This is a genomic window from Halothece sp. PCC 7418, assembly GCF_000317635.1.
Lineage (GTDB): Bacteria > Cyanobacteriota > Cyanobacteriia > Cyanobacteriales > Rubidibacteraceae > Halothece.
Genome location: NC_019779.1, coordinates 4069016 through 4092154, shown reverse-complemented (window position 1 = coordinate 4092154; position 23139 = coordinate 4069016). Strand labels below are relative to the sequence as shown.

Below are 23139 nucleotides of genomic sequence, written 5' to 3'. Positions count from 1 at the left end.
TTATTGGTTCTTTGTTCTCTGGTCAGGGACGGTTACTGTTGAGCAACCAATGAACCGCATCTAAAAGGTTTTCTGCGATGTAGTGGGGGGCTGTTTGATGTTGATACTGTCCTTTAGTGACCGCTTGACCATACCCGGTTTGCACTAAAATTCCTTTTGCACCAGCGTTATAAGCTAAGTCGATATCGGTCGCTTTATCGCCGACAACAACACTGGCGTTTAAATCTAAATCGTGTTCCCAGGCAGCAGCAACCAGCATTCCTGTATTCGGTTTGCGCCATGTACTCCAAGCCGTGAAGTCGGGATTGATTCCCCCCGCACAAGGGCTTAAATAGGGGCAATAATAAAGAGCATCTAACCGCGCTTGGGCTTCTGCTACAAGTAGCTGCTGTAAGCGTTCATGTAAGGCTTCCACATGGTCTAAGGAATAGTAACCGCGAGCCGGTCCAGACTGATTGGAAATGAGACAACAGAAGAGTTGATGATCATTAAGAATCCGCACCGCTTCTGCTGCGCCTGGGATCAGATGTAAATCTCCGACCTGATGGAGATAGCCCGCTTCTTGGTTTAAAACTCCATCACGGTCAAGAAAAATTGCTGGTTTAGCCACGCCAAATTTGTTCAAGGACAGAATTAACTTCAATATCAGCGATCGCGCCTGTAGGAGATTTTATCCCAACATAGGACGAATTGTCGGGCGGTAATAATTTTTTCGGTTCAGTGGGGCCAAACAGCGCGATCGTATAAGTTCCCACAGCAACCGCTAAGTGCATGGGCGCACTATCCGTGCATAACATCAAACTGCCTCCTGCAATCATCGCCGAAAGTTTACCAATATCAGGGGGACTGGTGACTTTTAAGTGGGGATTGACTTGTAACAGTTGCTCAACCCACATTTCATCTTCGGGCCCCTGCACCAGCACAATCGGTAAGTTAGGCTGTTTCGCTTGTAGATCGGCAATAATATCTTTCCACTTGGTCACAGGGTAAATTTTATCAATGCCTTTTTCTTGGGCAAGTTGACTGGAACCGCCATGAATCACAATATAATTGCCATCTTTAATATCCAGACGCTCTTGTTCCTGTTTTCCCCATTGGATATCGCTTTTAGGAACATTCACTTGTAGGGGCGGACAAGGGGTGTTGATATTTAAACCCTTTAACAAATCATGATACATCTGAGCAGCATATTGTTCGGTTTTGAGAGGGACGGTACTGGATAAAAAGGCAGATCCTGAACTTTCATAGCCGACACGGACGGGAATGCCATTTAACCACAGCAAAAAGCCCACTGTCCAGCGACGACCCAGAGTGAGAGCAACTTCATACTCGCGATCGCGTATTACTCCCAACAGATTCAAATAATCCGCTAAACTATTGCGATTTTTATAATCAAACACCAGCACGTCATGAACATAAGAACACACCCGATACGCTGATTTAGCACGGGGTTCGACTAAAACGTCAATTTGTGCCTCTGGATAGGCGTTTTTTAAGTCAGCGAGGGTCGGGAAAAATAAGATTTGATCCCCAATTCCGCCAGGGACAAGAGTTAGAATACGCATAATTCGGGCTAATTATTAATTCCGTTTTTGCAATCAAGTTAATTTTAATGGCACAACCGTCCATTCGCACGGATAACTTGGATTTTCATCAGGTTTGTCTCCAAAATATAGCAGGTGACTTTTTTCCTATATTTTGCGAGAAAACAACGTGACTTTTGTTTGCAGACTGGTCAACTGATGAAGGGTAGTTTAAAAGAGACTCTCACAATGGGATGAAACAACTTATGAAACCTCAACAAGTAACAACTCTCGCCCTCAGCAGTTTACTCATTTTTGCGACAACTTTACCCGCAAATGCCCAATTGCGACGGGAACGGACGAACAGACGCGGTGGAACAGTCACAGGAACAGCAGATAGATCTCGCCATGAAAATGGTGGCTTCAGTGGGACGAGAAACCGCATCCGAGAAGGGGCGTATGGTGGCACTTCGGAAGTCAATGGCAACTTTGAAACCGATGGCAATGGTAATTTTACAGGCGTGCGCGATCGCGCAATTACGGGACCCAACGGCAATACCGTGACCTGTGAAAATCGTGTCTCTGGTGGTATTGGCTCAGGATATGAGGCAAGCGGAGGTTGCAATTAATATCTTAAAACCACTCTAAGCCGATTCCCCGAGCCATCATCGCAGCTAACAGGGGAATCGAGCTAAATCCGACCAATTCAATATTAATAATCCAATGAATGAGAGTGGTGCGGAAAGGAGTTAGTTTTGGCGCAATATTTTGCCGTAACTTCCCAATCCACAGCAGATAAGAAATTGTGGGATACAGAGAAATGGTAGCAACCGCAAAGAAAACGATCACTTTTGCCCAGAAAACGGGATTTTCGGTATAAAACTCGGTTCCTTTGCCAAAATAAAGTAAGCGTAACACCCCAGTGGCGAGGATTGCCGTCGCAGCAGTGCCATAAATTCCATCTGCAATCAGAATCACCCAGCCTTCTCGAATACTGAGTTCTGATTTCATGGTTTGTCGTTCCACAATCAACGACGCGAGAACCAGTCCAAAACTCAGATAATGAATATAAGCAACGATCGCGCTCTCCCAGATCATCTAGTTCACTCCTCTTCTTAATAAACATAGCCACATAGCAATATAACAATATTTTCAGAAGATCTTGTAACGATTTCACTACCTCCCCTTTTTGTAAACTGTAGAAGGCATAACCTGATAACTCTAATAACGGAAAGTATTAGTGTGGACACTCCGCAGGGGATGGGAATCAGTGGTATGGGGAGAAGTCATAGAGCCTACTCTTACAAAATCACAACAGAATTCATCATAAGGAACGCCAAATATAATGAGTTCGTTAACCGACCCCATTTTTGGCAAAAGTGAAAGCGCGATCTAGCTCCGCTATTTGCCGATCGCGCTTCTTTATTTTACTTGACCCATGTTTTGCCCCTCACCCAACACCGCTCTAACCAACCTTGTAAAATTAATTTGAGACCCTTCCAGCAGTTAACCCTTATGACGACTACCACCCTCAACCTCAATCCCGTCATTCAATTAAGCAAAGAGCAATTTTATACGCTATGTGCAACCAACCCCGACACCAAGCTAGAACTCAACGCTAACGGAGAATTAATTGTTATGTCGCCCACAGGTGGGGAAACCAGTGTTTGGAACTCTGAACTTAATGCTGACCTAGTAATCTGGAATCGCCAAACGGGGTTGGGAAAAACTTTTGATTCTTCTGGGGGATTTGCTTTACCCAATGGCGCACAGCGATCGCCTGATGCAGCTTGGATTCCGTTAGAAAAATGGAACGCACTAACAACAGAAGAAAAAAGAGGCTTTCTACCATTATGTCCCGATTTTATCATCGAACTGCTATCTCCCTCAGATTCTTGGAAGCAAGGAACTGAGAAAATGGAAGAATATATGGAAACTGGTTGTCGCTTAGGTTGGCTAATTGAGCCACGAAATAAGCGTGTTGCGATCTACCGCGCCAAACAAGCGGTAGAAATTTTAGAAGCTCCCAAGTTTCTTTCTGGGGAAGATGTTTTGAAGGGATTTAACTTAAATCTTGCCAAAATCTGGCGGTAAAAGTCCTTCTTGTTTTGTCTTTTGTCCTTTGTCCTTTGTCCTTTGTAAACCAATGACTGGTGACTAATGACTATAGCGATCCTAAATCATTTGTAACAAGTTGATTAACCGTTCCCCCCTTTCTAAGGGGGGCTAGGGGGGATTAATTTACAATTCATTTGGGATTGCTATAATACTCATTTGTACCTCAATAGCAACCATGTTCGCCACAATTTCTAGAATCCGATCCCGAAAGGGGTTGTTAACAGTTGGTTTCTGGTAGTTGCTGTAACTCTTCAATCGCCTGTATTTGCACTTTACCAATGTTTTGCCCCTCACCCAACACCGCTCTAACCAACCTTGTAAAATTAATTTGAGACCCTTCCAGCAGTTAACCCTTATGACGACTACCACCCTCAACCTCAATCCCGTCATTCAATTAAGCAAAGAGCAATTTTATACCCTATGTGCAACCAACCCCGACACCAAGCTAGAACTCAACGCTAACGGAGAATTAATTGTTATGTCGCCCACAGGAGGAGAAACTAGCGCTTGGAATGCTGAACTCATTATTGATTTAGGTGTATGGAATCGCCAAACGGGGTTGGGAAAAACCTTTGATTCTTCTGGGGGATTTGCTTTACCCAATGGCGCACAGCGATCGCCTGATGCAGCTTGGATTCCGTTAGAAAAATGGAACGCACTAACAACAGAAGAAAAGAAGGGCTTTCTACCATTATGTCCTGATTTTATCATCGAACTGCTATCTCCCTCAGATTCTTGGAAGCAAGGAACTGAGAAAATGGAAGAATATATGGAAACTGGTTGTTGCTTAGGTTGGCTAATTGAGCCACGAAATAAGCGTGTTGCGATCTACCGCGCCAAACAAGCGGTAGAAATTTTAGAAGCTCCCAAGTTTCTTTCTGGGGAAGATGTTTTGAAGGGATTTAACTTAAATCTTGCCAAAATCTGGCGGTAAAAGTCCTTCTTGTTTTGTCTTTTGTCCTTTGTCCTTTGTAAACCAATGACTGGTGACTAATACTCAGTTTCTCAACAGACTAAGAAACGCTCTAAACAGGAGATTGCGGGGATTATTCTTTGTGCAGCGCGATCGCGCTCTTCGATGCAGTGACTCTTCAGGTCAATCGCGCTTGTACCAAAAATAGATTGTGAGTTTGCCATTAACTAAGATCTCGTATTTTTTTATTAGTGACTTTAATTACAAAAATATAACCCTTTTTTAACGAAACGAACTTGTGTTGAAGATTGCTAATTCAATTGACAATTATTAATAAATTAATTAAAATTAACTAGTTAATTAATGTCAAACAACAATTATCAGTGCTTAAGGGACGGCTGCTTAACTGACGTTTGATGGGTTTAACAGGGTGATGGGAGTGGGACTGAGGTCGACTCTTACTAAGTTTTGCGGGGATGTGAGTTCTAGAGTGAGCCTTCTTCTGATTAATATAAAACTCTGTTTCATGAAGCGCGATCGGGGGTCATTCCTAGCTCAAGCTAATCCTTAACCTGTCAATGTTGAGTTGACAAAACTCGCTGATAAACAGATTCATTTTAGACGATCTCTTAGTCGTATTAAAAATTATTCATTCATACAGGAAATAAACTCTCATGGCTCTAATTGCAAATCCTGACTCCTATCGTATTAGTCAATTCGATCCAGGTCCATTTCTCTTTAACGTTTTGGATAATGATTTTGATGTAGAGGGTGGGCCGCTCTCAATTTCTTCTTTTACTTTTGATGGAAGAGAATATGTTGTTCAACAACAAGGAGGTGTACCAATACAAACATCGGGAGGAGGGAATTTGACCTTAGTAGATCCGAATCAAGGCATTTTTGAGTATGTTCGTTTTGGTAACGGAGATGTCTGGTATTTTGAGTATGAAGTTACCGATAATCAGAGTTTCACAGACACAGCGACTGTCGAAATTCACATTGGACTAGTTCCTCCAGTTTTTAGTCCCCAACCGCAAACAAGACTGCAAACAACCCTTTACGATGGAACTACTCCTGATAACGTACTTGATTTTCCAGGAAGTGACGCTCTTGTCAATGATGCTGTCGATGAAAACTGGACATTTACTCAAGCAGACATCTTGAATCAAACTGTTTCCCCAGTTCCCGATCCGCAGAGGACAGGGATAGGTTATGACAGCAATGGGGCTGGCACTTTTCTAGACAGTTCTGCCCCTAATACTTACGCAGGCTTTACACGCTTTGTAAACCGTGCTTCTGCTGGGTTTAATGAGGATGTTGAAACGGTTAACCAGACACTTTCTAGTTCTCCAGATTCACCGTTTGTGTTTGATCAATCCCTCAATTTATTGCTAGATGACGATGCTGGTTACACCATTTCGTTTACAGCACAACTAAATGGTGGGGAACTTAGCTTAGTCGCAATTGGAGATGATCCAAAGGAATCCATTGAGATTAATATTACTCCTGGAGAAATATTTGCATCCAGTACCAACTTAAGTTTTGGAGAATTTCTGCCAGAAAGTGAAAGTGTACTCTTCTCTACTGCTAACTTCTCTGCTCCCATTAACTTTGAGTTAGAGGTTAGCAGTGGATCTTATACGCTTACCGCAAGAGATCTTGGTGGGGGGCAAATAGCACCAGAGTTAACAGGATCTTTAAAGGACTACACCAATTCTCCCATTAACCTTGGTGCTGCCATTGATGGCGTTGATATTAATCCTTACAACCTGCCAAACTCCATTTTCGTCGGAGACAATGGTGTTACTTCTGGCACAAATGCAATTATTGGTTCCATTGCTGTCAGTAGTAATAGTGCCCGCATCCTCGAAAATACCACTCAAGTTTTAGACTTTGATGATACTGATGCCAATGGTAATCCTTTGAGTTTTGGTATTAGTGGTGATGATGATTCTTTCTTCTCGATTAATTCTAATGGAGTATTGAGCTTTATCTCTGCGCCTAATTTTGAAACGCCTCAAGACTTTGATAGTAAAAATACCTATGAGGTAGGAGTAACTGCTACAAGTCCTAGTGGCACTGATACCAGAACCCTTAGCATTGAGGTAGAAGATGTTAACGAAGCCCCAACAGATATTACTTTGAGTAATTCCAGTGTGGATGAAAACAGTACTGACAGCGTTGTGGGAACATTTAGCACCACTGACCCCGACACGGGAGACAGCTTCACCTACAGCCTCGTTTCTGGGGTGGGAGACAGTGATAATAACCTCTTTACCATCAATGGGGAGGAGTTAAGTCTGGATGTTTCCCCCGACTTTGAAAGCCAAGACAGCTACAGTATCCGTGTTCAAACTGATGACGATAACGGAGGAACCTTCACGGAAACCTTCACGATTGATGTGAATGACCAAGGAATTGTCAGTATCGATAACCCCAGTGTTACCGAAACCGATACGGATCAAACCATCACCTTTACCCTCAGCGTTGATGACCCCTTATCAGAAGGCTTTACCGTCAATTACCAAACGGATGACCGCACCGCCTTCGATAATGGATTTGACTACGTTGCCACAAGTGGTTCTCTCTCTTTTGACCCTAACCAAACCAGCAGTGAAGTTGATGTGACTGTTTTGGGTGATGATATCTCAGAAGCAACGGAAGAATTTGCTTTACAACTGAGTAATGCCAATAACTCCCAAGTGACCATTGCTGACACTGAAGGCATCGCCACCATTACTGACGATGATACGGCACCAACCATTCGTGTAAATGATGCAAGTGTTGTGGAAGGAGATAGTGGCAGCACTTCCATCAACTTTGTTGTCAAACTTTCCGCCCCTAGCGGTCAAGAAATCGCATTTGATTATACCACTGCTGATGATACTGCTGTTGCTGGAGAAGACTATACAGCAACCAGTGGTAGTTTTAGCTTTGTCCCCGGTAATACCACCACTTCGATTTCTGTACCGGTGAGTGGAGATAAAGATAACGAAGGGGATGAACAATTTACGCTTAATCTCAGTAATGTTTCTTCAGAGGTCAGCCTTTCTGACGCTGAAGCCACAGGAACCATTCTGGGTGATGACACTGGAAGTAGCCTTCCTACTATTTCTGGAACAAGCAGTGATGACTACCTTGTTGGTAGTAATGGAGACGAAAGTTTAGAAGGAAAAGAGGGAGATGACATACTCATTGGATTAGGAGGTACAAACACTTTCCAAGGAGATGCAGGAAGTGATTATCTCCTTGGCTATGGCGGACAAGATACTTTTATCTTCCCAAATTTATCCGATTCTTCCTTATCGAGCTTGGATGATATTGGTTATTTCAATACGGAGGAAACGGATCGATTGGATATTTCCTCTAACCCTGACGCTCTTTCTAGTGTTGGGGTAATTTCCGCTCCTTCCCTCAGTAAAGCTGTTCAGACGGCTTACAACGATAACAATGTGGGAGTAAATGAGGCGGTCTTCTTCGAGTTTGATAGCCGAATTTACCTGTCGGTTAACGATGGGACAGCAGATTTCAGTGAGACGGATGACTTGTTAGTGCAGTTCGGTACATTTGTTGGTGGTTTACCAGCAGAAGAAAGTTTAACGGTCACTGATTATTTTGCGACCTAAATCGCAATGTTGTTCCAGGAGTTAAGAGGCATTGAGTATGGTTTTTCCGATTCTTCCCTCTTCTCCAGTTCAATTTATTAATTTGAGGAGTTTTTTATGATGACATCAATCAAATGTTCGTTTACTGGGGCAGCCTTAATGGGGATTGCGACAGTGCTAATGCTTGCCCCTCGCTGTGAAGCAGCAACAATCGGATTTAAAGGTACTTTTGATGAAAGTAACTTTACCAGTAACTTTACTTCAACTGATGCTGATAACGATGGTTCTGTAGAGATCCAAGGATCTAATGATACAACAGCGATTCTAACGGGACCAAACGAAGGTGGATTTCCTCCATCTTCTGGAGAAGCTAACTGGTTTATTCAAAATGTCAGTCAAACTTCTACTGTTCAGTTTGAATGGTCTTTCACGGGTGACCCTAACGGCTTGGATAGTGCCTCCTATTTAATTGGGGGTCAGGCTTTTCCACTGGGTAACGACGGGGATTCTAGCACGAGTCCACTTCAGCTGACGATTGCAGAAGGTGAATCTTTTGGCTTCCGCGTAGCAACAAATAATAACTTAGGTGTACCAGGAGAGTTAACAATTAGCAACTTTGAATCAGAATCGATTCCTTTTGGCGTTGAAACTAACACTGGAATTTTAGTTCTTATCAGTGGAATGGGATCTATCGCCTGGCGTCGTCATCGTCGTCGCCTGCAAGCCAATCAGAATCATTTAAACATCTAAAATCATATCCGATAGGGAGCAGTTTTTTTCCACTGCTTCCTTACTCTGTTCATTACGATTGTTCTGAGGTCTTATGAGAAAAGCTCCTCGTTTTCCCAGTTGGCTGCTAACAGTCAGCCTCAGTGGTGTTCTTGTTCAAGGCTGCTTCCTCAAACCCCCTGCCATTCATTATTACCAAGTCGCTGAAACCAAGGAAAAACAAGGCAACTACGCAGAAGCGATCGAAGTCTATGATCTGGCAATTCGCAACTATCCTGATGACCCCACTCCCTATTACAAGCGAGGAATTACCCGCAAAAAGCAAGGACAGCTTCAACTGGCGATTAAAGACTTCAATCAAGCGATTAAACTGGATTCTAAATATGAACGCGCCTATTATCAACGGGGTCTCACGTATCAACGACAGGGGAATCTAATCAAGGCTTTTGCTGATATTCAACGCGCTCTCCAACTCAATGATCGTTTTCTGCAACCGAGACAAGCGATGGCTTATCGCAAGTTAGCTCGTGAACTCAAACGCGCGATCGCGCATAACCAGAGAGGTATCATTCGGGCGCAAAAAGGGAACTTAGCAGGAGCGATTGAAGATTTTGATCAAGCATTGGAATATCTGGGGAATGATGCAGCAACTTATAACAAACGGGGATTAGCCTATGCTCAACAAGGGAACTTAGACCAAGCCTTGGCTGACTTTGAAGAAGCAATTAGTCTCGCAAAAGATTCCGCATTGGCTTACAAAAATCGAGGCATTGCATATTTCCAGAAAGGGGAACTAGAAGCAGCCCTCAGCGATTTTCAGCAGGCAATAAAATTAAAACCAGAAGATGCCAGTCTCTATTATAAACAAGGGGTGATTTATCACCAGCAAGGGAAACTGGAAGCAGCTATCAATACTTACCAAAAGGCTCTCGATCGCAACGAAAATGTTTGGCAAGCGGTCAATAATCTTGGTTTAATTGCTTATCAACAGGGAAACATCTCTCAAGCTATATCTTACTGGCGACAAGCTACCCAAATCTCAGAAAAGGCTGCGGAATCAAAACTAGCCTTAGCCGTTGCTCTCTATCAACAAGGAAAGCGCGAACCCGCTTCTGCATTACAAGAAACAGCATTGCGCTTAGATCCGCGCTGGGCTAATCTTGACTTTTTAGCGGAAAATAATTGGGGACAAGAACTTCTCTCCGATACTGAGGAGTTTTTTGTTGCCACTGGGGTTGATGAGGCTTTTGAAATCCATTGAGAGCGCGATCGCGCTGAGCAAAACATATTATCCTAACTAAAGTTGCTATTGCAAACCTTAAACAACCATGAGTGGGATTCCAGAAACGATTATCACCAGCCTGCAAGATATTGTTGGCAGTTTAATTCGCGCCTTACCCGGACTGATTGCTGGGATTATTATCCTTGTCGCAGCCCGCTATGTCGCCAAAGCCACCAAAAAAGTTGCTCGCAAAATAGGAAAAAAAACCCTTCCCAGTGCCTCGCTACAACTGTTACTGGAAAAAACCAGCTATATTTTCACCCTAGCCCTCGGTGTTTTACTTGCGGGCGTTGTCGCCTTTCCAGGTTTAAGTCTCGGGGATATTATTGCAGCCCTCGGACTAGGATCAGTGGCGATTGGATTTGCGTTCCAAGATATTTTCAAAAACTTTTTAGCAGGAATTTTGCTCTTACTGCAAGAACCCTTTCGCATCGGCGATCAAATCATTGTTGCGGGATACGAGGGAACTGTTGAACATATCGACATTCGCACCACGCGCATTCGCACCTATCAAGGAGAAGAAGTGATTGTTCCCAACGCCACCGTTTTCACCAATGAAATTCAAGTTCGCACAGCCTATAACTATCGACGCACAGATTTAGGCGTTGGTGTGGATTATAATACCCCTTTACCCACAGCCCAGCAGTTACTAAAAAACCTGATTCAAAATGTGGAAGGCGTGCTAGATTATCCTGAACCAGAAATTGATTTAGTCGGGTTTGGGGATAGTTCCATTGACTTTGTTCTCCGATATTGGACACAACCGCAACAACAAATTGTCCGTCGCGTACAAACCAAAGCGATCATCGCCATAAAACGGGAATTTGATGAAGCGGAAATTAATATTCCCTATCCCATTCGCACCGTTTACTATTACGATCAACAAAGATTTAATGACTATTTACCCATTAATGGTCAAGAGATTGATAATTAATTCGCAAATCAAAACATGGAACTCACACAAGCCAGAAAACTTTTAGATCAATACAGTTGCACCGAACAAAAAACAGTCAAAACTGAACAAGAAAAACAAGACCTGCAAACCGCCCTTAAACAAATTACTCAGGAATCAGAATGGGAAAACTTAGGGATCTGTGCTGACAATACAGAACAAGCAATCACCGCCTTAAAAACTTATCTCACAGCGTTGGGATACGATATTAATCAAATTGATTTTAACCAAGTAGCAAGTGTTGGTAGTCCTGTTTATATTAAATTTAGCACTAAACAAATGGGATTTTATCAAGATAATTACACAGGAGACTATCGCGGGGTATTAGTCTCTTGTCAAGCAGAAGATGATTTGATTGCAGGAGTTTATGGTCATTTACCATTAGACTTATTTACAACAACTAATTAAGCATTGCTTACTGTTTAAAGAAATCACCACACTCGCCCCTCTCTCGCCAAACTCTACTTAAGGGGAGTGACAGCGATTGATGGGGAAAGTGCTGATATGAAATACGTCAAGTGAAACAAGCAACGGAGCAAACGCAGATGCCACTACTGTCTCATTTGGAATTGGAAGCCAAGGAAGAAGGTCGAAAAGAAGAAAAACAAGCAGTTGCTCTGAACTTACTGCGAATGGGTTTAAGTCCCGAACAAGTGGCTCAGGGAACGGGGTTGTCTCTAGAGAAGATTCAGGAACTTCAAACTCAATTGGAATCTGAGTCCTAAGCGCGATTGCTTTCAACAAGAGAGTTAATCTTGGATTGGCTACACTAAATTAGCGCGATCGCGTATTCATCAGATATTAATAAGGTTTCTCCTCTTTCCTTCAGAAAAACTTATATTACAAAACTTGACAAGCCACGAAAAACCAAGGTTTAGAAGGGGCAAATTTGGGATTTGACAATTTCTATGATATTTTAGGTTAGGGATGGTGGATAACTGTGGCTAAACCTCAAAAAAGAGCCTTCTCTCCCCTAATCAATCGTTACTCAGAAAAATAATTGCTTCATTTCCGAACGCAGAGATGAAATGAATTTATGTTAAGCAAGGTGGCTAGAAACAGAACGGGGCTTGACAAAAATCAGTTTATCTGCATAAACCAAGGAGAAACGTTGAAAAGCAAAATTTTCTGGCTATCTCTCTTGATTGTTTGTGAAATGTTTGATATTTTCACCTTAAGAAAGATCACAGATTATTCCTTAAGTAGGATTGAGATTTGAGTATCTTTTGGTTTGTCACTGAGAAAGGCTCTTAACCAGTCAACTATATTATTTTGAGAGGAAAATAATGTCTAAAATCACACAAAACCTGTTAAAAATGGGGGGGGTAGCCTAACGGCTCTCTTCGTTCTCACAGGCGCGCAAGCAGCGAGCGCAATTACAACTTACAATCTAGAGTGGGATGGAACTCCCTTTGGTAATACTGCTTCGGCAACTGGCAGCATTACCCTTGATGAAACTACCTTACCGAATCCTGGAAGTTTTGCGACTCGATCACTTAGTAGCCTTGGGGTCACGGATTTAGAGGTAACGGTAACTGGGGCATCTTCTGGTAACGGCACTTTCAACATCAGTGATTATAGTAGTCTTGGTTGGAATACGGGTGGCAATACTCTTGATTTGAACCAAGAGTTAATCAGTCAAGGGTTAACTGGGTTCAACCTCTTTACAAATTTTGGCTCTGACGCTCCACGCGCTACTGGCAACCTTCTGTATGCAACTGATGAGGGCGGGGCTGGAGACAACATAGAATTGGTATCAGTCACTCCTACTAATGATCCTCAAGCGGTTCCCTTTGAAGCGGAAGGAACAATGGGTTTAGCTGCGTTAGGAGGCTTCTTCTGGTATCGCAATCGCAAAAAGCGCAAGCAAACTCTCGCTGCTAGTGCCAAAAGCGAATAAACTGAGAAATTCAATGTTAGTGATAAAGATCAGGGATAACCGAGAGGTCATCCTTTTTTTTTGATTAAAGGTCAGTTGTCTGAGTAGCGCGACTTCCCATCAACGGGGTTATCAGCGCGGTGATATATTAGAACTATTCCGAGTCATCGATTGGATGATGGTGTTGCCAGACGCATTACAGAAAGAATTTAACGATCAAGTGAAACAAGCAACGGAGGAAACGGAAATGCCACTACTGTCTCATTTGGAATTGGAAGCCAAGGAAGAAGGTCGAAAAGAAGGTCGAAAAGAAGGTCAAAAAGAAGGTCAAAAAGAAGAAAAGCAAGCAGTTGCTCTGAACTTTCTGCGAATGGGTTTAAGTCCCGAACAAGTGGCTCAGGGAACGGGGCTGTCTCTAGAGAAGATTCAGGAACTTCAAAGTCAACTGGAATCTGAGTCCTAAGCGCGATTGCTTTCAACAAGAGAGTTAATCTTGGATTGGCTACACTAAATTAGCGCGATCGCGCAGGGTGTATCCTAAACCTGCTTTTGGAAGATTATGACCGCAAACGCCAATCCCTCCAACGCCGAATACGACAGTCCTTGGAAAGAGGCTTTAGAGAGATATTTGCCAGCCTTTCTCGCTCTGTGCTTTCCCCACTTGCACCGCCTCATTGATTGGAGTCAGCCCTATCTGTCTCTGGACACTGAACTGAGGGAAGCAGTACGTGATGCTGATTTAGGAACTCGCTTCGCCGATAAATTGTTCCAAGTGTTTCTTAACGATGGCTCAGTGACCCAACTGCTGATTCATCTGGAAGTACAAGGACAATATGAAGCCAATTTTTCCGAGAGGATGTTTGTTTACCACTATCGGATTTTTGATCGTTGCCGAAGCCCACTAGTGGGTTTAGCGGTTCTAGGGGACGATCGTCCATCTTGGCGACCGAACTCCTATAGTTACGGTCAAGGAGGAGCGCAAATGAAGCTGGAGTTTCTCATCGTCAAACTGTTAGATTTTGAGGAACGATGGCAAGAATTGGAAAGCAGCGACAATTTGTTTGCTCCGATTATCATGGCTCATCTCAAGAGTAAAAGTACCACCCAAGATGCTCAAGCAAGGGCGCAATGGAAATGGACAATTGTGCGAGGACTCTATCAACGGGGTTATCAGCGCGGTGATATATTAGAACTATTCCGAGTCATCGATTGGATGATGGTGTTGCCAGAAGCATTACAGGAAGAATTTAACCGTCAAGTGAAACAAGAAACGGAGGAAACGCAGATGCCACTACTGTCTCATTTGGAATTAGAAGCCAAGGAAGAAGGTCGACAAGAAGGTCGACAAGAAGGTCGACAAGAAGGTCGACAAGAAGGTCGACAAGAAGAAAAACAAGCAGTCGCTCTGAACTTGCTGCGAATGGGTTTAAGTCCCGAACAAGTGGCTCAGGGAACGGGGCTGTCTCTAGAGAAGATTCAGGAACTTCAAACTCAATTGGAATCTGAGTCCTAAGCGCGATTGGTTTCAACAAGAGAGTTAATCTTGGATTGGCTACACTAAATTAGCGCGATCGCGCATTCATCAGATATTAATAAGGTTTCTCCTCTTTCCTTCAGAAAAACTTATATTACAAAACTTGACAAGCCACGAAAAACCAAGGCTTAGAAGGGGCAAATTTGGAATTTGACAATTTCTATGATATTTTAGGTTAGGGATGGTGGATAACTGTGGCTAAACCTCAAAAAAGAGCCTTCTCTCCCTAATCAATCGTTACTCAGAAAAATAATTGCTTCATTTCCGAACGCAGAGATGAGATGAATTTATGTTAAGCAAGGTGGCTGGAAACAGAACAGGGATTGACAAAAATCAGTTTATCTGCATAAACCAAGGAGAAACGTTGAAAAGCAAAATTTTCTGGCTATCTCTCTTGATTGTTGTAAAATGTTTGACAGATTTACCTTAAGCAAGATCACAGCTGATTCCTTAAGTAGGCTTGAGATTTGAATATCTTTTGGTTTGTCACTGAGATTGGATGATGGTGTTGCCAGAAGCATTACAGCAAGAATTTAACCGTCAAGTGAAACAAGCAACGGAGGAAACGCAGATGCCACTACTGTCTCATCTGGAATTAGAAGCCAAGGAAGAAGGTCGAAAAGAAGGTCGAAAAGAAGAAAAGCAAGCAGTTGCTCTGAACTTTCTGCGAATGGGTTTAAGTCCCCAACAAGTGGCTCAGGGAACGGGGCTGTCTCTAGAGGAGGTTCAGGAACTTCAAACTCAACTGGAAGCTGAGTCCTAATTTTGTAGTGCTATAAAAAGGTGATTTCAGGAGAATGAAACGACCCTACGCTCACTAAGGGGAGAACGATTAATCAAGTTTTGATGAATGAATTAGAACTGCTCCAGATATATCGTCACTAGCTGCTACCCCGTAAAAGAGCAATGGATTGAGCAGTTAAAAATAGACCAAGCAGAATATAACTGCCAAAAACAACGAGACTACTGGTATCTAAAATTCCTTGCACTAATGTTTCATAATTAGAAATCAAAGAAATATGTTCTAAAGCCTCTCCAAAACCGCCACTCACTCGATTTGCAATTAAATCAGTGACCCACAAAAAAAGAACCACCGCAAAGGTGATAATTGCAGCAAAAATTGTGTTATCGGTTAAAGAGGAAATGAACATTCCCAGAGAAAGAATTGAGGCTGCTAATAAGAGTAAAGCCCCATGCGCCAGTAAAGGAACGGCGGGAGGAATCGGTGGACTGGCTGCATTAAAAACGTAAATTTCATAACCCAATAAAGGGAGAATCATGACTGTAAAAAAAGCAAGAACGCCTAAGAGTTTTCCTAAAGCAACAATCCAATTGGTAATCGGAGAAGTGGCGATGAGTTCTAAAGTCCCACGCTTTCTTTCTTCGGTATATAATCCCATGGAAAGCGCAGGAAGAATAAAAAGAACGAGCGAGCCTAAAAAACTAAAATAATAAGTCAAAAATTGATAAGCCACATCAACAGGGGGAACGGGAATTTGTAATTGTTCTCGTCGGCTGACTTGTTGAATAATACCTTCTGGTCCTAATAAAATGGAAACAAAAAAGAAGCCCGAAATGAGCCAAAAGACAGCCGTAATTAAATAAGCAAGGGGAGAGGTAAAATAACTGGTAAATTCACGGCGGAAAATTGCAAGGAGGTTATTGAGAAGAATCATTTTCACTCTCCGATTCGGAGTCAGTTGTTGTTTCGGGTTGTTCTTGGGCGGTTAATTCTAAGAAAACATCTTCGAGGGTGGGTTTATCCCGTTGCATTTCATAAAGATGTAATCCCGAATTGACGATTACAGTTGCAATTTTATCCCCAGGTTCGGTATGGGGAAGACAAGAAATTTTAACTTGAGACCGTTCTTCATGAGTCTCGGAGGGGAAAATCTCAATGGTAGAGACTTCTGGTAAAGCGTTTAATGTACTTTGAATGACTTCAATATCTCCCGCTAGATCAAGGGTGTAACCACCGCCTCCTTTGAGTTCGGTCATTAAATACTCAGGGGTATTGGTAGCAACGACAGTCCCATCAGCAATAATTGTCACGCGATCGCTGATCATGTTCACTTCCGAGAGAATATGAGTTGAGAGAATAATGGTATGATCCCCGGCTAGACTTTTGATTAAGTTTCGGACTTCAATCATCTGGCGCGGATCCAGTCCAATCGTCGGTTCATCAAGAATAATCACAGGCGGATCATGAACAATGGCTTGGGCGATTCCCACTCGTTGACGGTAGCCTTTGGAGAGTTTACGGATGAGAATATTTTGTTTATCTTCTAGAAAACAGCGTTCGATCGCGCTTTGGACTTGTTTTGCGCGATCGCGCCGTGGAACTCCTTTGATTTGGGTGACAAACTCTAGAAAGCCTTTGACCGTCATATCTAAATATAACGGCGGACGTTCGGGTAAATAGCCAATCCGTTTACGAACTGCGAGAGAGTTGCGATGGACTTCGTATTCCCCTAGTTTGGCTGTCCCACTACTCGCTGGAATATATCCCGTTAAAATCCGCATGGTTGTGGTTTTCCCTGCGCCATTGGGACCCAAAAACCCTAAAATTTCACCCTCTCGCACGGAGAAGGTGACATCTTTAATCGCAGTGGTGTTACCAAAGGATTTACTTAAATGTTCAACTTCAATCATGGATAGTCATTCGTCATTTGTCATTTGTCATTGGTTATTTGACAATAAATGATAGGTTATAAGTCGAAACATTCTATTTTTGAAGGACGTTTTGAAATTACTGAAGAATCAACAACCAATAACAAAATGATTAATTGTTGATTTTACATGAGTCTAACCCTTTCGTAAGCGATTTAAAGCAGATTGAACGCGATCGCTGCTTTGAAGATGGTTTCGCAGTTGGCTGATGGCTTCACACAAATCCGTCTGAGAAGAGTTTAATACTTCCCCCATGGCTTCGTAACTGTTCCCACTTGCCATTTCTCCCAGCAGTTTCTGATCCGCCTCGTTTAACTGTAACTCAGTTCCATGATTTTGGATAATCTCTGCAAGTTTACTATCAAACGCAAGTCCCCGTTCATGAACTGTTTTCACCTTTTCCGCCAGTTCTTTGATCGTGAGATCATCCCGACAATAGGCTTCCGCACCCGCAGCAAACGCAGCAACCACTTGTTCTTCTTCCGTGAGGGAACAGCGCAATAAAATCTTAAAATTAAGATCCTCGTCTTCGGCTTGTAACTGGCGCACCTTTTCGGTAAAGGTCACGCCATCCATATCAGATAAAATCATGGGCGAGATCGCGAGATCTACAGGAATCGATTCTAATAAAACCAATCCCGTTTCCCCATTCGTCGCTTCACTAGCAATTTCAATTCCTGCTTGTTGTCGTAACTCGTTTCTCAGTCGGATGCGAGTGGCTTCATCCGACTCGACAATAATCACCTGAATATCATCCATGGTTTTGTCCTCGGCTACGATTTTGATGATTGCTGATTATTAGACATCGTTCCCGCAAAATTCATATCCGCTTGCAACTCTGGATGTTCTTGTTTCCGTTGCGCTAACTCTTCCCGAGTAAACACTTTCGATTCATCAAACCCGAGGTCAATATTGGTCTGTAAGCCTTTATATTTCACCCGACTGAGATTGTAGAAGCGTTTGTTCAGGGTCGTTTTCGCAAAGGCTTTCAAGCAACCGAGTAAATATCTGCGTTTGAAGGGATCACGGACGAACCAATATTCGATCGTCTTCCGCATATAAAATCGCGCATAGTTCCGCAATACCCCTTTCAAAACCTGTTCCCGTTCCATGTTGTCTGGTTTCATAATTGGGGTGACAAAATTATATTGGGAATAGTCTCGCACTTCCACGCGATCGCCGAGGTCTTGAAATAAATCGGAAAAGGGCCAAGGGGTAAACATATTCCAGTTCACCATATCTGGTTTCCAATCTAACGCCATGCGATAGGTTTCTTCGATGGTTTCTGGGGTTTCGTTTTCCAATCCCATAATAAACTGGGCTTCAGCGACAATGCCGTTTTTCTTCAGTAACTGTACCGCCCGTTTGTTATCTTCAATGGTGGTTTCTTTACGGAAGACATTAAGATTTAACTGGGCTGCGGCTTCTGTTCCCAGAGAAACGTGAACTAATCCCGCTTTGCGATATAAGGGTAAGAGTTCTTCATCGCGTAAAACGTCGGTAACACGGGTGTTAATTCCCCAATAGACATCTAAGTTGCGTTCAATGAGTTCTTCGCACAGGGCGATAAAGCGAGAACGGTTAATCGTGGGTTCTTCATCGGCGAGAATAAAGAAACCAACGTTGTACTCTTTAACAAGGGTTTCAATTTCATCCACAAATTGTTTGGGCGTGCGCGATCGATATTTCCGCCAGAATCGCCACTGGGAACAGAAGCGACACCGAAACGGACAACCTCGGGCGTAGTTGGGAACCGCAACGCGGACATTCAGTGGCGTATAAATGTAATGTTCCCACTCTAAAAGACTCCAGTCGGGGGTAAGGGTATCTAAGTTTTTAATGGGAGGATGGGCGGGTGTGGCGACCACTTCCCCATTATCTAAAAATGCAATCCCTTGAATTTCTGCGCGATCGCGCTTGTCAGTACCATTTTCAATGGCTTTGAGGAGATTAACCGTCACTTCTTCTCCTTCTCCCCGAATAATATAATCTACCCACGGCGCTTCATTCAGGACTTCCGCATACATATACGTGGGATGAATCCCGCCCATTACCGTAACGATATTGGGACAAACCTCTTTCGCGATTTTCAAGGTCGTTTCCGACTGATAAATCATCGGGGTAATCGCCGTTGCTAAAACCACATCGGGCTGATTGGTTTCGATAATTTCTGCCAAGACATCATCAGGGATATCCTTACTCATCGCATCCACAAATCGCACATTGGTAAAGCCCGCTTGCTTTAATGCGCCACCGACATAAGGAACCCAACTCGGGGGCCAATTCCCTGCAATTTCCGCGCCACCGGAATGGTAATTGGGTTGAATCATCAAAATGCGCATTCTATTCCTCCTTGAGTCTCCTGAGACGGTTGGAAGAAGCTGTTTTTGCTGAGCACTCCCCTACCCCCTCACTAAGTTTTAATAATTTTGCTAAATAACTATAAAGTAAAATGCACAGGAGGTAGTGTCAATCTCTACTCTTGGAAATTGTTACGTAGCTTAAAATAATCGTGGCATGGGGGGAGATAGCATGGCGCTGATTGTTCACATTCTTTATTAATCGAAAGAAGATTTAACCTCAGGGTAATATCAGAAATAACAGTAATCTGAAGAGAACCTAGGCTGAACTTTCTAAGCTGTGAGTCTTTATTTTTAACAAGACCGCCGAGAAGTCCCCATCCACACTCGCAAGAGTTGGGTGGGGACGGGGCTTATAAAGGTCGGAATGCGATTCCGACCACAGCCCCTCATGAAAGGCGGGTCAATCGAAAGGTGAGAGGCTCTGAGATTGACAAATCATGAAAACGTATTCTATCATAAATATAGTTTAAGTTACTTAGCTATTATGCGTAGAGCAATCAAAATTAGGCTATATCCAACACCATCTCAGCAGTCTCAACTTAATCAAATTATGGGATGCGCTCGGTATTGGTGGAACTATGCCTTAGCTCTATGCAAACAGCACTATAAAGATACAGGGAAAGGTTTAGGGCGAACGGCTCTTAATTCTTACCTTCCTAACTTGAAGCGTCAAGAAGAAACCGCTTTTCTCAAAGACTGTCCTTCTCAAGTCTTACAAGCAACCACATTAAATCTAACTAGAGCTTATAAGAATTTTTTTGAGGGACGTGCAAGGTATCCACGATTCAAAAGTTTCTATCAAAAACAGTCTTGCCAATTTCCCCAAAGTGTCAAGATAGTTGATAATAAAGCTCTAAAACTACCCAAAATGAAAGGACTTGTCAAAGCAAAGATTCATCGACTATTTGAAGATGGGAAGTTAAAGACAGTTACCATTAGTCGAACCCCCACTGGAAAGTATTACGCTTCCTTGTTAATTGAGACACAGCAGGAAGAACCTACGCCAGTTACAGAAGGGAAAGTAGCGGGGATAGACTTAGGAATCAAAGAGTTCGCCATTGTTCACGATGGCGAGAAATGTTCTAAGTTTCCTAACCCTAAAAATCTATCTAAACATGAGAAAAATCTCAAGCGTAAACAGAAAAAGTTAGCCCGTAAACAAAAGGGTTCTCAATCAAGAAATAAAGCGAGAAAGCTAGTCGCCAAGGTACACGAACGAGTTAGCAATACCCGCCAAGACTATCTGCATAAGGTATCCCGAAAAATTGTGGATAACAATCAGGTAGTCGTAGTGGAGAACCCGTCCGTTCACCTGAATTCAATTCAGGTGCTTGCGGACGGGCGCATTCCGCGTTTGAACATCAAGGGTATGGTTCGTAACCACAAACTAGCCAAAGCCATTTCTGATGTGAGTTGGGGAATGTTTGTTAACTTCTTAGACTATAAGCTCAAAGAAAAAGGTGGAGTTCTAGTCGAGATTGACAGATGGTTTCCCAGTTCTAAACTCTGCTCAAACTGCCATTATGAGTTAGAAAGTCTAGACCTAGAGGTAAGGGAATGGACTTGTCCTAAATGTGGTTCTCACCATGAACGGGACGAGAACGCATCTAAGAACATTAGAGCAGAAGGAATCAGAATGCTTACGGTCTCTGGAACGGGGACTGCTGCGGTAGGAGGGGATAGAAGTCCTAAACTTGGTCGTAAGGTTAAGTTTGGGCATTCCCCTACGAGTATCGAAGCCCCGACTAAGCTGACGCTGTAGTCGGGGTAGTTCACTATGTATCGTTACTCTTTACTCTTACTCACTCTCACGATTTCCCTATTCCCCAAACCCCTCCAAGCGCAGCCCAATTCTAATCTTTCTACCCCTGTTACCCCAGTTACAGAATTAAAAGATGTTTCCCCCACTCATTGGGCATTTTCTGCGTTAAAACAATTACAAGAACGTTATCAGTGTATTGCGGGTTATCCTGATCAAACCTTTCGCGGGGAACAACCGGTCAGTCGCTATGAGTTTTCCGCGTTACTCAATGCTTGCATCACTCAATTAGAAGCCAGTATTCGCGAAGAAGAACAATCCATTATTCAACGCTTGCAAACAGAATTTGCCCGAGAATTGTCAATTTTACGAGGAAGAGTTGATGGGGCGACAGCGCGGGTGCGAGAACTAGAATTAACTCAGTTTTCTACAACTACTAAATTGCAGGGGGTGGTTAATTTTGCTCTGAGTAATAGTAGCCAAAGTGGGGAAGAGACAGGGGTAGTTTTGCAAGCGCGATCGCGCCTTCATTTTAAGACCAGTTTCACAGGTCGCGACTTACTGTCAACTCGTCTCACTGTAGGCAATAGCACCACCCCCAACTTAGCCAATGACACCAGCGAAGTTACCCAAACTCACCAATGGCAAGGAAATACTGAGAATCAACTCCTCCTCAGCAAACTCAGTTATCAATTTCCGATCAGTGATAACACACAAGCCGTTTTAACCGCACAAGGGGGAGAACACGCAGACTATCACTCCCCTGTTAATCCGTTTTTTGAAGATGACAACGCGGGAACAACCACTCTCTCGACCTTTGCTCAGCGTAATCCGATTCTTAGTTTAGGCGGTGGGAGTGGCTTGGCTTTGTCTCATGCCTTCAATGATACTCTCTATTTAGGAATCGGTTACTATAGCCCAGATGCACAAAATCCAGAAGCAGGATTAACGAATGGAACTTATAGCACGGGGATGGGCTTAAAATGGGATGCAACAGACGACCTCTCTTTAGGCCTTAATTATCTCCATAGTTATTTTCAACAGGGAGATTTTGGCTTTACGGATAGCTTATCAGAGCCGACACCGATTGTCGGAACAGCAGTCGTCAATAATACCCTTGCTGCATTTCCCACAGTAACCAATGCTTATGGTGTCGAAATCTTGTGGCAAGCAAATGCTAAACTTGCCTTTAGCGGTCGCCTTGGCTATACGGATGTTAAAGCCTTGGGTGAGGGAGAGGGAGAAATTTGGAATTATGCTGTTTCTGTGATTTTTCCCGATTTGGGTCAAACCAATAACTTAGGGGGAATTATTGTTGGGGCGCAACCTTATCTTGGTTATCTTGAAGGTGATGCTAGTTTTAAAAATGATATTCCTTGGCATTTAGAAGGGTTTTACAAATGGCAGGTGAGCGATCATGTTTCTCTCACCCCTGGCATTATTTGGCATCTCAATCCCAATCAAGACCAAACAGAAGCTGATATTCTCACCAGTACAATGAGAATGACAGTAACTTTCTGATATCACGGAAATTTAACCTGAGCATAAGAGTACATCCCTAGCATAGAAATACATTGTTGGGAAGATATAGCAGTTTTCACTCTCATGAGGTACATTCTAAATTTTGGTTCTTTGTTCTTTGTTCTTCGTTCTTTGTTCTTTGTTCTTCGTTCTTCGTTCTTTGTTCTTTGTTATTCGTTCTTTGGTCACTGGTCACTGATCACTGGTCACTGATCACTGGTCACTGGTCAAAATAGCTTGATTAATTCAGTAGTAATGATTAAACTACTGGTTAATGCTCGTAAAATATAC

General features: G+C 43.0%; 23 protein-coding genes. 15 read left to right on the top strand and 8 right to left on the bottom strand.

Features of this window, described 5'->3' with window-relative positions:
- Positions 1 to 22: 22 nt before the first annotated feature.
- Positions 23 to 610, bottom strand: a complete 588-nt coding sequence (locus PCC7418_RS18805; RefSeq protein ID WP_015227769.1) for an HAD-IIIA family hydrolase — start codon at positions 608 to 610, stop codon at positions 23 to 25.
- Positions 603 to 1565, bottom strand: a complete 963-nt coding sequence (locus PCC7418_RS18800) for a glycosyltransferase family 9 protein (RefSeq protein ID WP_015227768.1) — start codon at positions 1563 to 1565, stop codon at positions 603 to 605. The genes PCC7418_RS18805 and PCC7418_RS18800 overlap by 8 nt, the downstream gene beginning before the upstream one ends.
- 224 nt (positions 1566 to 1789) lie before the next feature.
- Here PCC7418_RS18800 and PCC7418_RS18795 point away from each other — a divergent pair, with 224 nt between their 5' ends.
- Positions 1790 to 2152, top strand: a complete 363-nt coding sequence (locus PCC7418_RS18795) for a hypothetical protein (protein WP_015227767.1) — start codon at positions 1790 to 1792, stop codon at positions 2150 to 2152.
- A gap of 4 nt (positions 2153 to 2156) precedes the next feature.
- On the opposite strand, the gene PCC7418_RS18790 is transcribed toward PCC7418_RS18795, so the two are convergent.
- The gene (locus tag PCC7418_RS18790) at positions 2157 to 2621 is read right to left on the bottom strand and encodes a DUF2214 family protein (protein WP_015227766.1); all 465 of its coding nucleotides are present in this window, start codon (positions 2619 to 2621) and stop codon (positions 2157 to 2159) included.
- 417 nt (positions 2622 to 3038) lie between these two features.
- On the opposite strand from PCC7418_RS18790, the gene PCC7418_RS18785 reads away from it, so the two are divergent.
- Together PCC7418_RS18785 and PCC7418_RS18780 are read left to right on the top strand one after the other, a co-directional pair.
- Positions 3039 to 3617: a Uma2 family endonuclease gene (locus PCC7418_RS18785; RefSeq protein WP_015227765.1), complete on the top strand. Its 579-nt coding sequence runs from the start codon at positions 3039 to 3041 to the stop codon at positions 3615 to 3617.
- A gap of 379 nt (positions 3618 to 3996) precedes the next feature.
- A complete protein-coding gene (locus PCC7418_RS18780) occupies positions 3997 to 4575 on the top strand; it encodes a Uma2 family endonuclease (protein ID WP_015227764.1) in 579 nt (192 codons plus the stop codon).
- 71 nt (positions 4576 to 4646) lie between these two features.
- Here PCC7418_RS18780 and PCC7418_RS21205 read toward each other — a convergent pair whose 3' ends face one another.
- Positions 4647 to 4778 (bottom strand): hypothetical protein, encoded by a 132-nt coding sequence (locus PCC7418_RS21205; protein WP_255348269.1) that lies wholly within the window; start codon positions 4776 to 4778, stop codon positions 4647 to 4649.
- 450 nt (positions 4779 to 5228) lie between these two features.
- On the opposite strand from PCC7418_RS21205, the gene PCC7418_RS18775 reads away from it, so the two are divergent.
- The 10 genes from PCC7418_RS18775 to PCC7418_RS18725 all read left to right on the top strand — a co-directional run bounded on the left by PCC7418_RS18775 (position 5229) and on the right by PCC7418_RS18725 (position 15298).
- Positions 5229 to 8180: a Calx-beta domain-containing protein gene (locus tag PCC7418_RS18775; RefSeq protein WP_015227763.1), complete on the top strand. Its 2952-nt coding sequence runs from the start codon at positions 5229 to 5231 to the stop codon at positions 8178 to 8180.
- Between the two features lie 96 nt (positions 8181 to 8276).
- Entirely contained in the window at positions 8277 to 8909 is a 633-nt protein-coding gene (locus PCC7418_RS19595) for a hypothetical protein (RefSeq protein WP_015227762.1), read from the top strand.
- A gap of 73 nt (positions 8910 to 8982) precedes the next feature.
- Complete coding sequence (locus PCC7418_RS18765; protein WP_015227761.1) at positions 8983 to 10149, top strand: tetratricopeptide repeat protein; 1167 nt, start codon at positions 8983 to 8985, stop codon at positions 10147 to 10149.
- Between the two features lie 67 nt (positions 10150 to 10216).
- Complete coding sequence (locus tag PCC7418_RS18760) at positions 10217 to 11104, top strand: mechanosensitive ion channel family protein (RefSeq protein WP_015227760.1); 888 nt, start codon at positions 10217 to 10219, stop codon at positions 11102 to 11104.
- 15 nt (positions 11105 to 11119) lie between these two features.
- Complete coding sequence (locus tag PCC7418_RS18755) at positions 11120 to 11530, top strand: DUF1824 family protein (protein WP_015227759.1); 411 nt, start codon at positions 11120 to 11122, stop codon at positions 11528 to 11530.
- A gap of 110 nt (positions 11531 to 11640) precedes the next feature.
- Positions 11641 to 11847: a hypothetical protein gene (locus tag PCC7418_RS18750; RefSeq protein ID WP_235620726.1), complete on the top strand. Its 207-nt coding sequence runs from the start codon at positions 11641 to 11643 to the stop codon at positions 11845 to 11847.
- 1025 nt (positions 11848 to 12872) lie between these two features.
- On the top strand, positions 12873 to 13022 hold the full coding sequence (locus PCC7418_RS20690; protein WP_171814932.1) for a hypothetical protein: 150 nt from the start codon (positions 12873 to 12875) through the stop codon (positions 13020 to 13022).
- Between the two features lie 157 nt (positions 13023 to 13179).
- Entirely contained in the window at positions 13180 to 13464 is a 285-nt protein-coding gene (locus PCC7418_RS18735; protein ID WP_015227756.1) for a hypothetical protein, read from the top strand.
- Between the two features lie 96 nt (positions 13465 to 13560).
- Entirely contained in the window at positions 13561 to 14514 is a 954-nt protein-coding gene (locus PCC7418_RS18730) for a hypothetical protein (protein ID WP_015227755.1), read from the top strand.
- A 523-nt stretch (positions 14515 to 15037) separates the two neighbouring features.
- Positions 15038 to 15298, top strand: coding sequence for a hypothetical protein (locus PCC7418_RS18725; RefSeq protein WP_015227754.1), 261 nt, complete (start codon positions 15038 to 15040; stop codon positions 15296 to 15298).
- Between the two features lie 118 nt (positions 15299 to 15416).
- Here the strand turns inward: PCC7418_RS18725 and PCC7418_RS18720 are convergent, their stop codons facing one another.
- From PCC7418_RS18720 to bchE, 4 genes are all read right to left on the bottom strand, one after another.
- Positions 15417 to 16211, bottom strand: coding sequence for an ABC transporter permease (locus PCC7418_RS18720; RefSeq protein WP_015227753.1), 795 nt, complete (start codon positions 16209 to 16211; stop codon positions 15417 to 15419).
- Positions 16195 to 17187, bottom strand: coding sequence for an ABC transporter ATP-binding protein (locus PCC7418_RS18715; protein WP_015227752.1), 993 nt, complete (start codon positions 17185 to 17187; stop codon positions 16195 to 16197). The genes PCC7418_RS18720 and PCC7418_RS18715 overlap by 17 nt, the downstream gene beginning before the upstream one ends.
- Positions 17188 to 17340: 153 nt before the next feature.
- Positions 17341 to 17964, bottom strand: a complete 624-nt coding sequence (locus PCC7418_RS18710; RefSeq protein ID WP_015227751.1) for a response regulator transcription factor — start codon at positions 17962 to 17964, stop codon at positions 17341 to 17343.
- Between the two features lie 14 nt (positions 17965 to 17978).
- Entirely contained in the window at positions 17979 to 19547 is a 1569-nt protein-coding gene (bchE, locus tag PCC7418_RS18705; RefSeq protein ID WP_015227750.1) for a magnesium-protoporphyrin IX monomethyl ester anaerobic oxidative cyclase, read from the bottom strand.
- A gap of 505 nt (positions 19548 to 20052) precedes the next feature.
- Between bchE and PCC7418_RS18700 the strand changes: the two genes are divergently transcribed.
- The gene (locus PCC7418_RS18700) at positions 20053 to 21330 is read left to right on the top strand and encodes an RNA-guided endonuclease TnpB family protein (RefSeq protein WP_015227749.1); all 1278 of its coding nucleotides are present in this window, start codon (positions 20053 to 20055) and stop codon (positions 21328 to 21330) included.
- Between the two features lie 15 nt (positions 21331 to 21345).
- Positions 21346 to 22848, top strand: coding sequence for an iron uptake porin (locus PCC7418_RS18695; protein WP_015227748.1), 1503 nt, complete (start codon positions 21346 to 21348; stop codon positions 22846 to 22848).
- Positions 22849 to 23139 lie beyond the last annotated feature (291 nt).

What these genes read in the sequence shown, in the direction of transcription:
- PCC7418_RS18800 (WP_015227768.1), bottom strand. Translation starts at nt 1,565, where the DNA reads ATGCGTATTCTAACTCTTGTCCCTGGCGGAATTGGGGATCAAATCTTA.
- PCC7418_RS18795 (WP_015227767.1), top strand. Translation starts at nt 1,790, where the DNA reads ATGAAACCTCAACAAGTAACAACTCTCGCCCTCAGCAGTTTACTCATT.
- PCC7418_RS18790 (WP_015227766.1), bottom strand. Translation starts at nt 2,621, where the DNA reads ATGATCTGGGAGAGCGCGATCGTTGCTTATATTCATTATCTGAGTTTT.
- PCC7418_RS18785 (WP_015227765.1), top strand. Translation starts at nt 3,039, where the DNA reads ATGACGACTACCACCCTCAACCTCAATCCCGTCATTCAATTAAGCAAA.
- PCC7418_RS18780 (WP_015227764.1), top strand. Translation starts at nt 3,997, where the DNA reads ATGACGACTACCACCCTCAACCTCAATCCCGTCATTCAATTAAGCAAA.
- PCC7418_RS21205 (WP_255348269.1), bottom strand. Translation starts at nt 4,778, where the DNA reads ATGGCAAACTCACAATCTATTTTTGGTACAAGCGCGATTGACCTGAAG.
- PCC7418_RS18775 (WP_015227763.1), top strand. Translation starts at nt 5,229, where the DNA reads ATGGCTCTAATTGCAAATCCTGACTCCTATCGTATTAGTCAATTCGAT.
- PCC7418_RS19595 (WP_015227762.1), top strand. Translation starts at nt 8,277, where the DNA reads ATGATGACATCAATCAAATGTTCGTTTACTGGGGCAGCCTTAATGGGG.
- PCC7418_RS18765 (WP_015227761.1), top strand. Translation starts at nt 8,983, where the DNA reads ATGAGAAAAGCTCCTCGTTTTCCCAGTTGGCTGCTAACAGTCAGCCTC.
- PCC7418_RS18760 (WP_015227760.1), top strand. Translation starts at nt 10,217, where the DNA reads ATGAGTGGGATTCCAGAAACGATTATCACCAGCCTGCAAGATATTGTT.
- PCC7418_RS18755 (WP_015227759.1), top strand. Translation starts at nt 11,120, where the DNA reads ATGGAACTCACACAAGCCAGAAAACTTTTAGATCAATACAGTTGCACC.
- PCC7418_RS18735 (WP_015227756.1), top strand. Translation starts at nt 13,180, where the DNA reads ATGGTGTTGCCAGACGCATTACAGAAAGAATTTAACGATCAAGTGAAA.
- PCC7418_RS18730 (WP_015227755.1), top strand. Translation starts at nt 13,561, where the DNA reads ATGACCGCAAACGCCAATCCCTCCAACGCCGAATACGACAGTCCTTGG.
- PCC7418_RS18725 (WP_015227754.1), top strand. Translation starts at nt 15,038, where the DNA reads ATGGTGTTGCCAGAAGCATTACAGCAAGAATTTAACCGTCAAGTGAAA.
- PCC7418_RS18720 (WP_015227753.1), bottom strand. Translation starts at nt 16,211, where the DNA reads ATGATTCTTCTCAATAACCTCCTTGCAATTTTCCGCCGTGAATTTACC.
- PCC7418_RS18715 (WP_015227752.1), bottom strand. Translation starts at nt 17,187, where the DNA reads ATGATTGAAGTTGAACATTTAAGTAAATCCTTTGGTAACACCACTGCG.
- PCC7418_RS18710 (WP_015227751.1), bottom strand. Translation starts at nt 17,964, where the DNA reads ATGGATGATATTCAGGTGATTATTGTCGAGTCGGATGAAGCCACTCGC.
- bchE (WP_015227750.1), bottom strand. Translation starts at nt 19,547, where the DNA reads ATGCGCATTTTGATGATTCAACCCAATTACCATTCCGGTGGCGCGGAA.
- PCC7418_RS18700 (WP_015227749.1), top strand. Translation starts at nt 20,053, where the DNA reads ATGCGTAGAGCAATCAAAATTAGGCTATATCCAACACCATCTCAGCAG.
- PCC7418_RS18695 (WP_015227748.1), top strand. Translation starts at nt 21,346, where the DNA reads ATGTATCGTTACTCTTTACTCTTACTCACTCTCACGATTTCCCTATTC.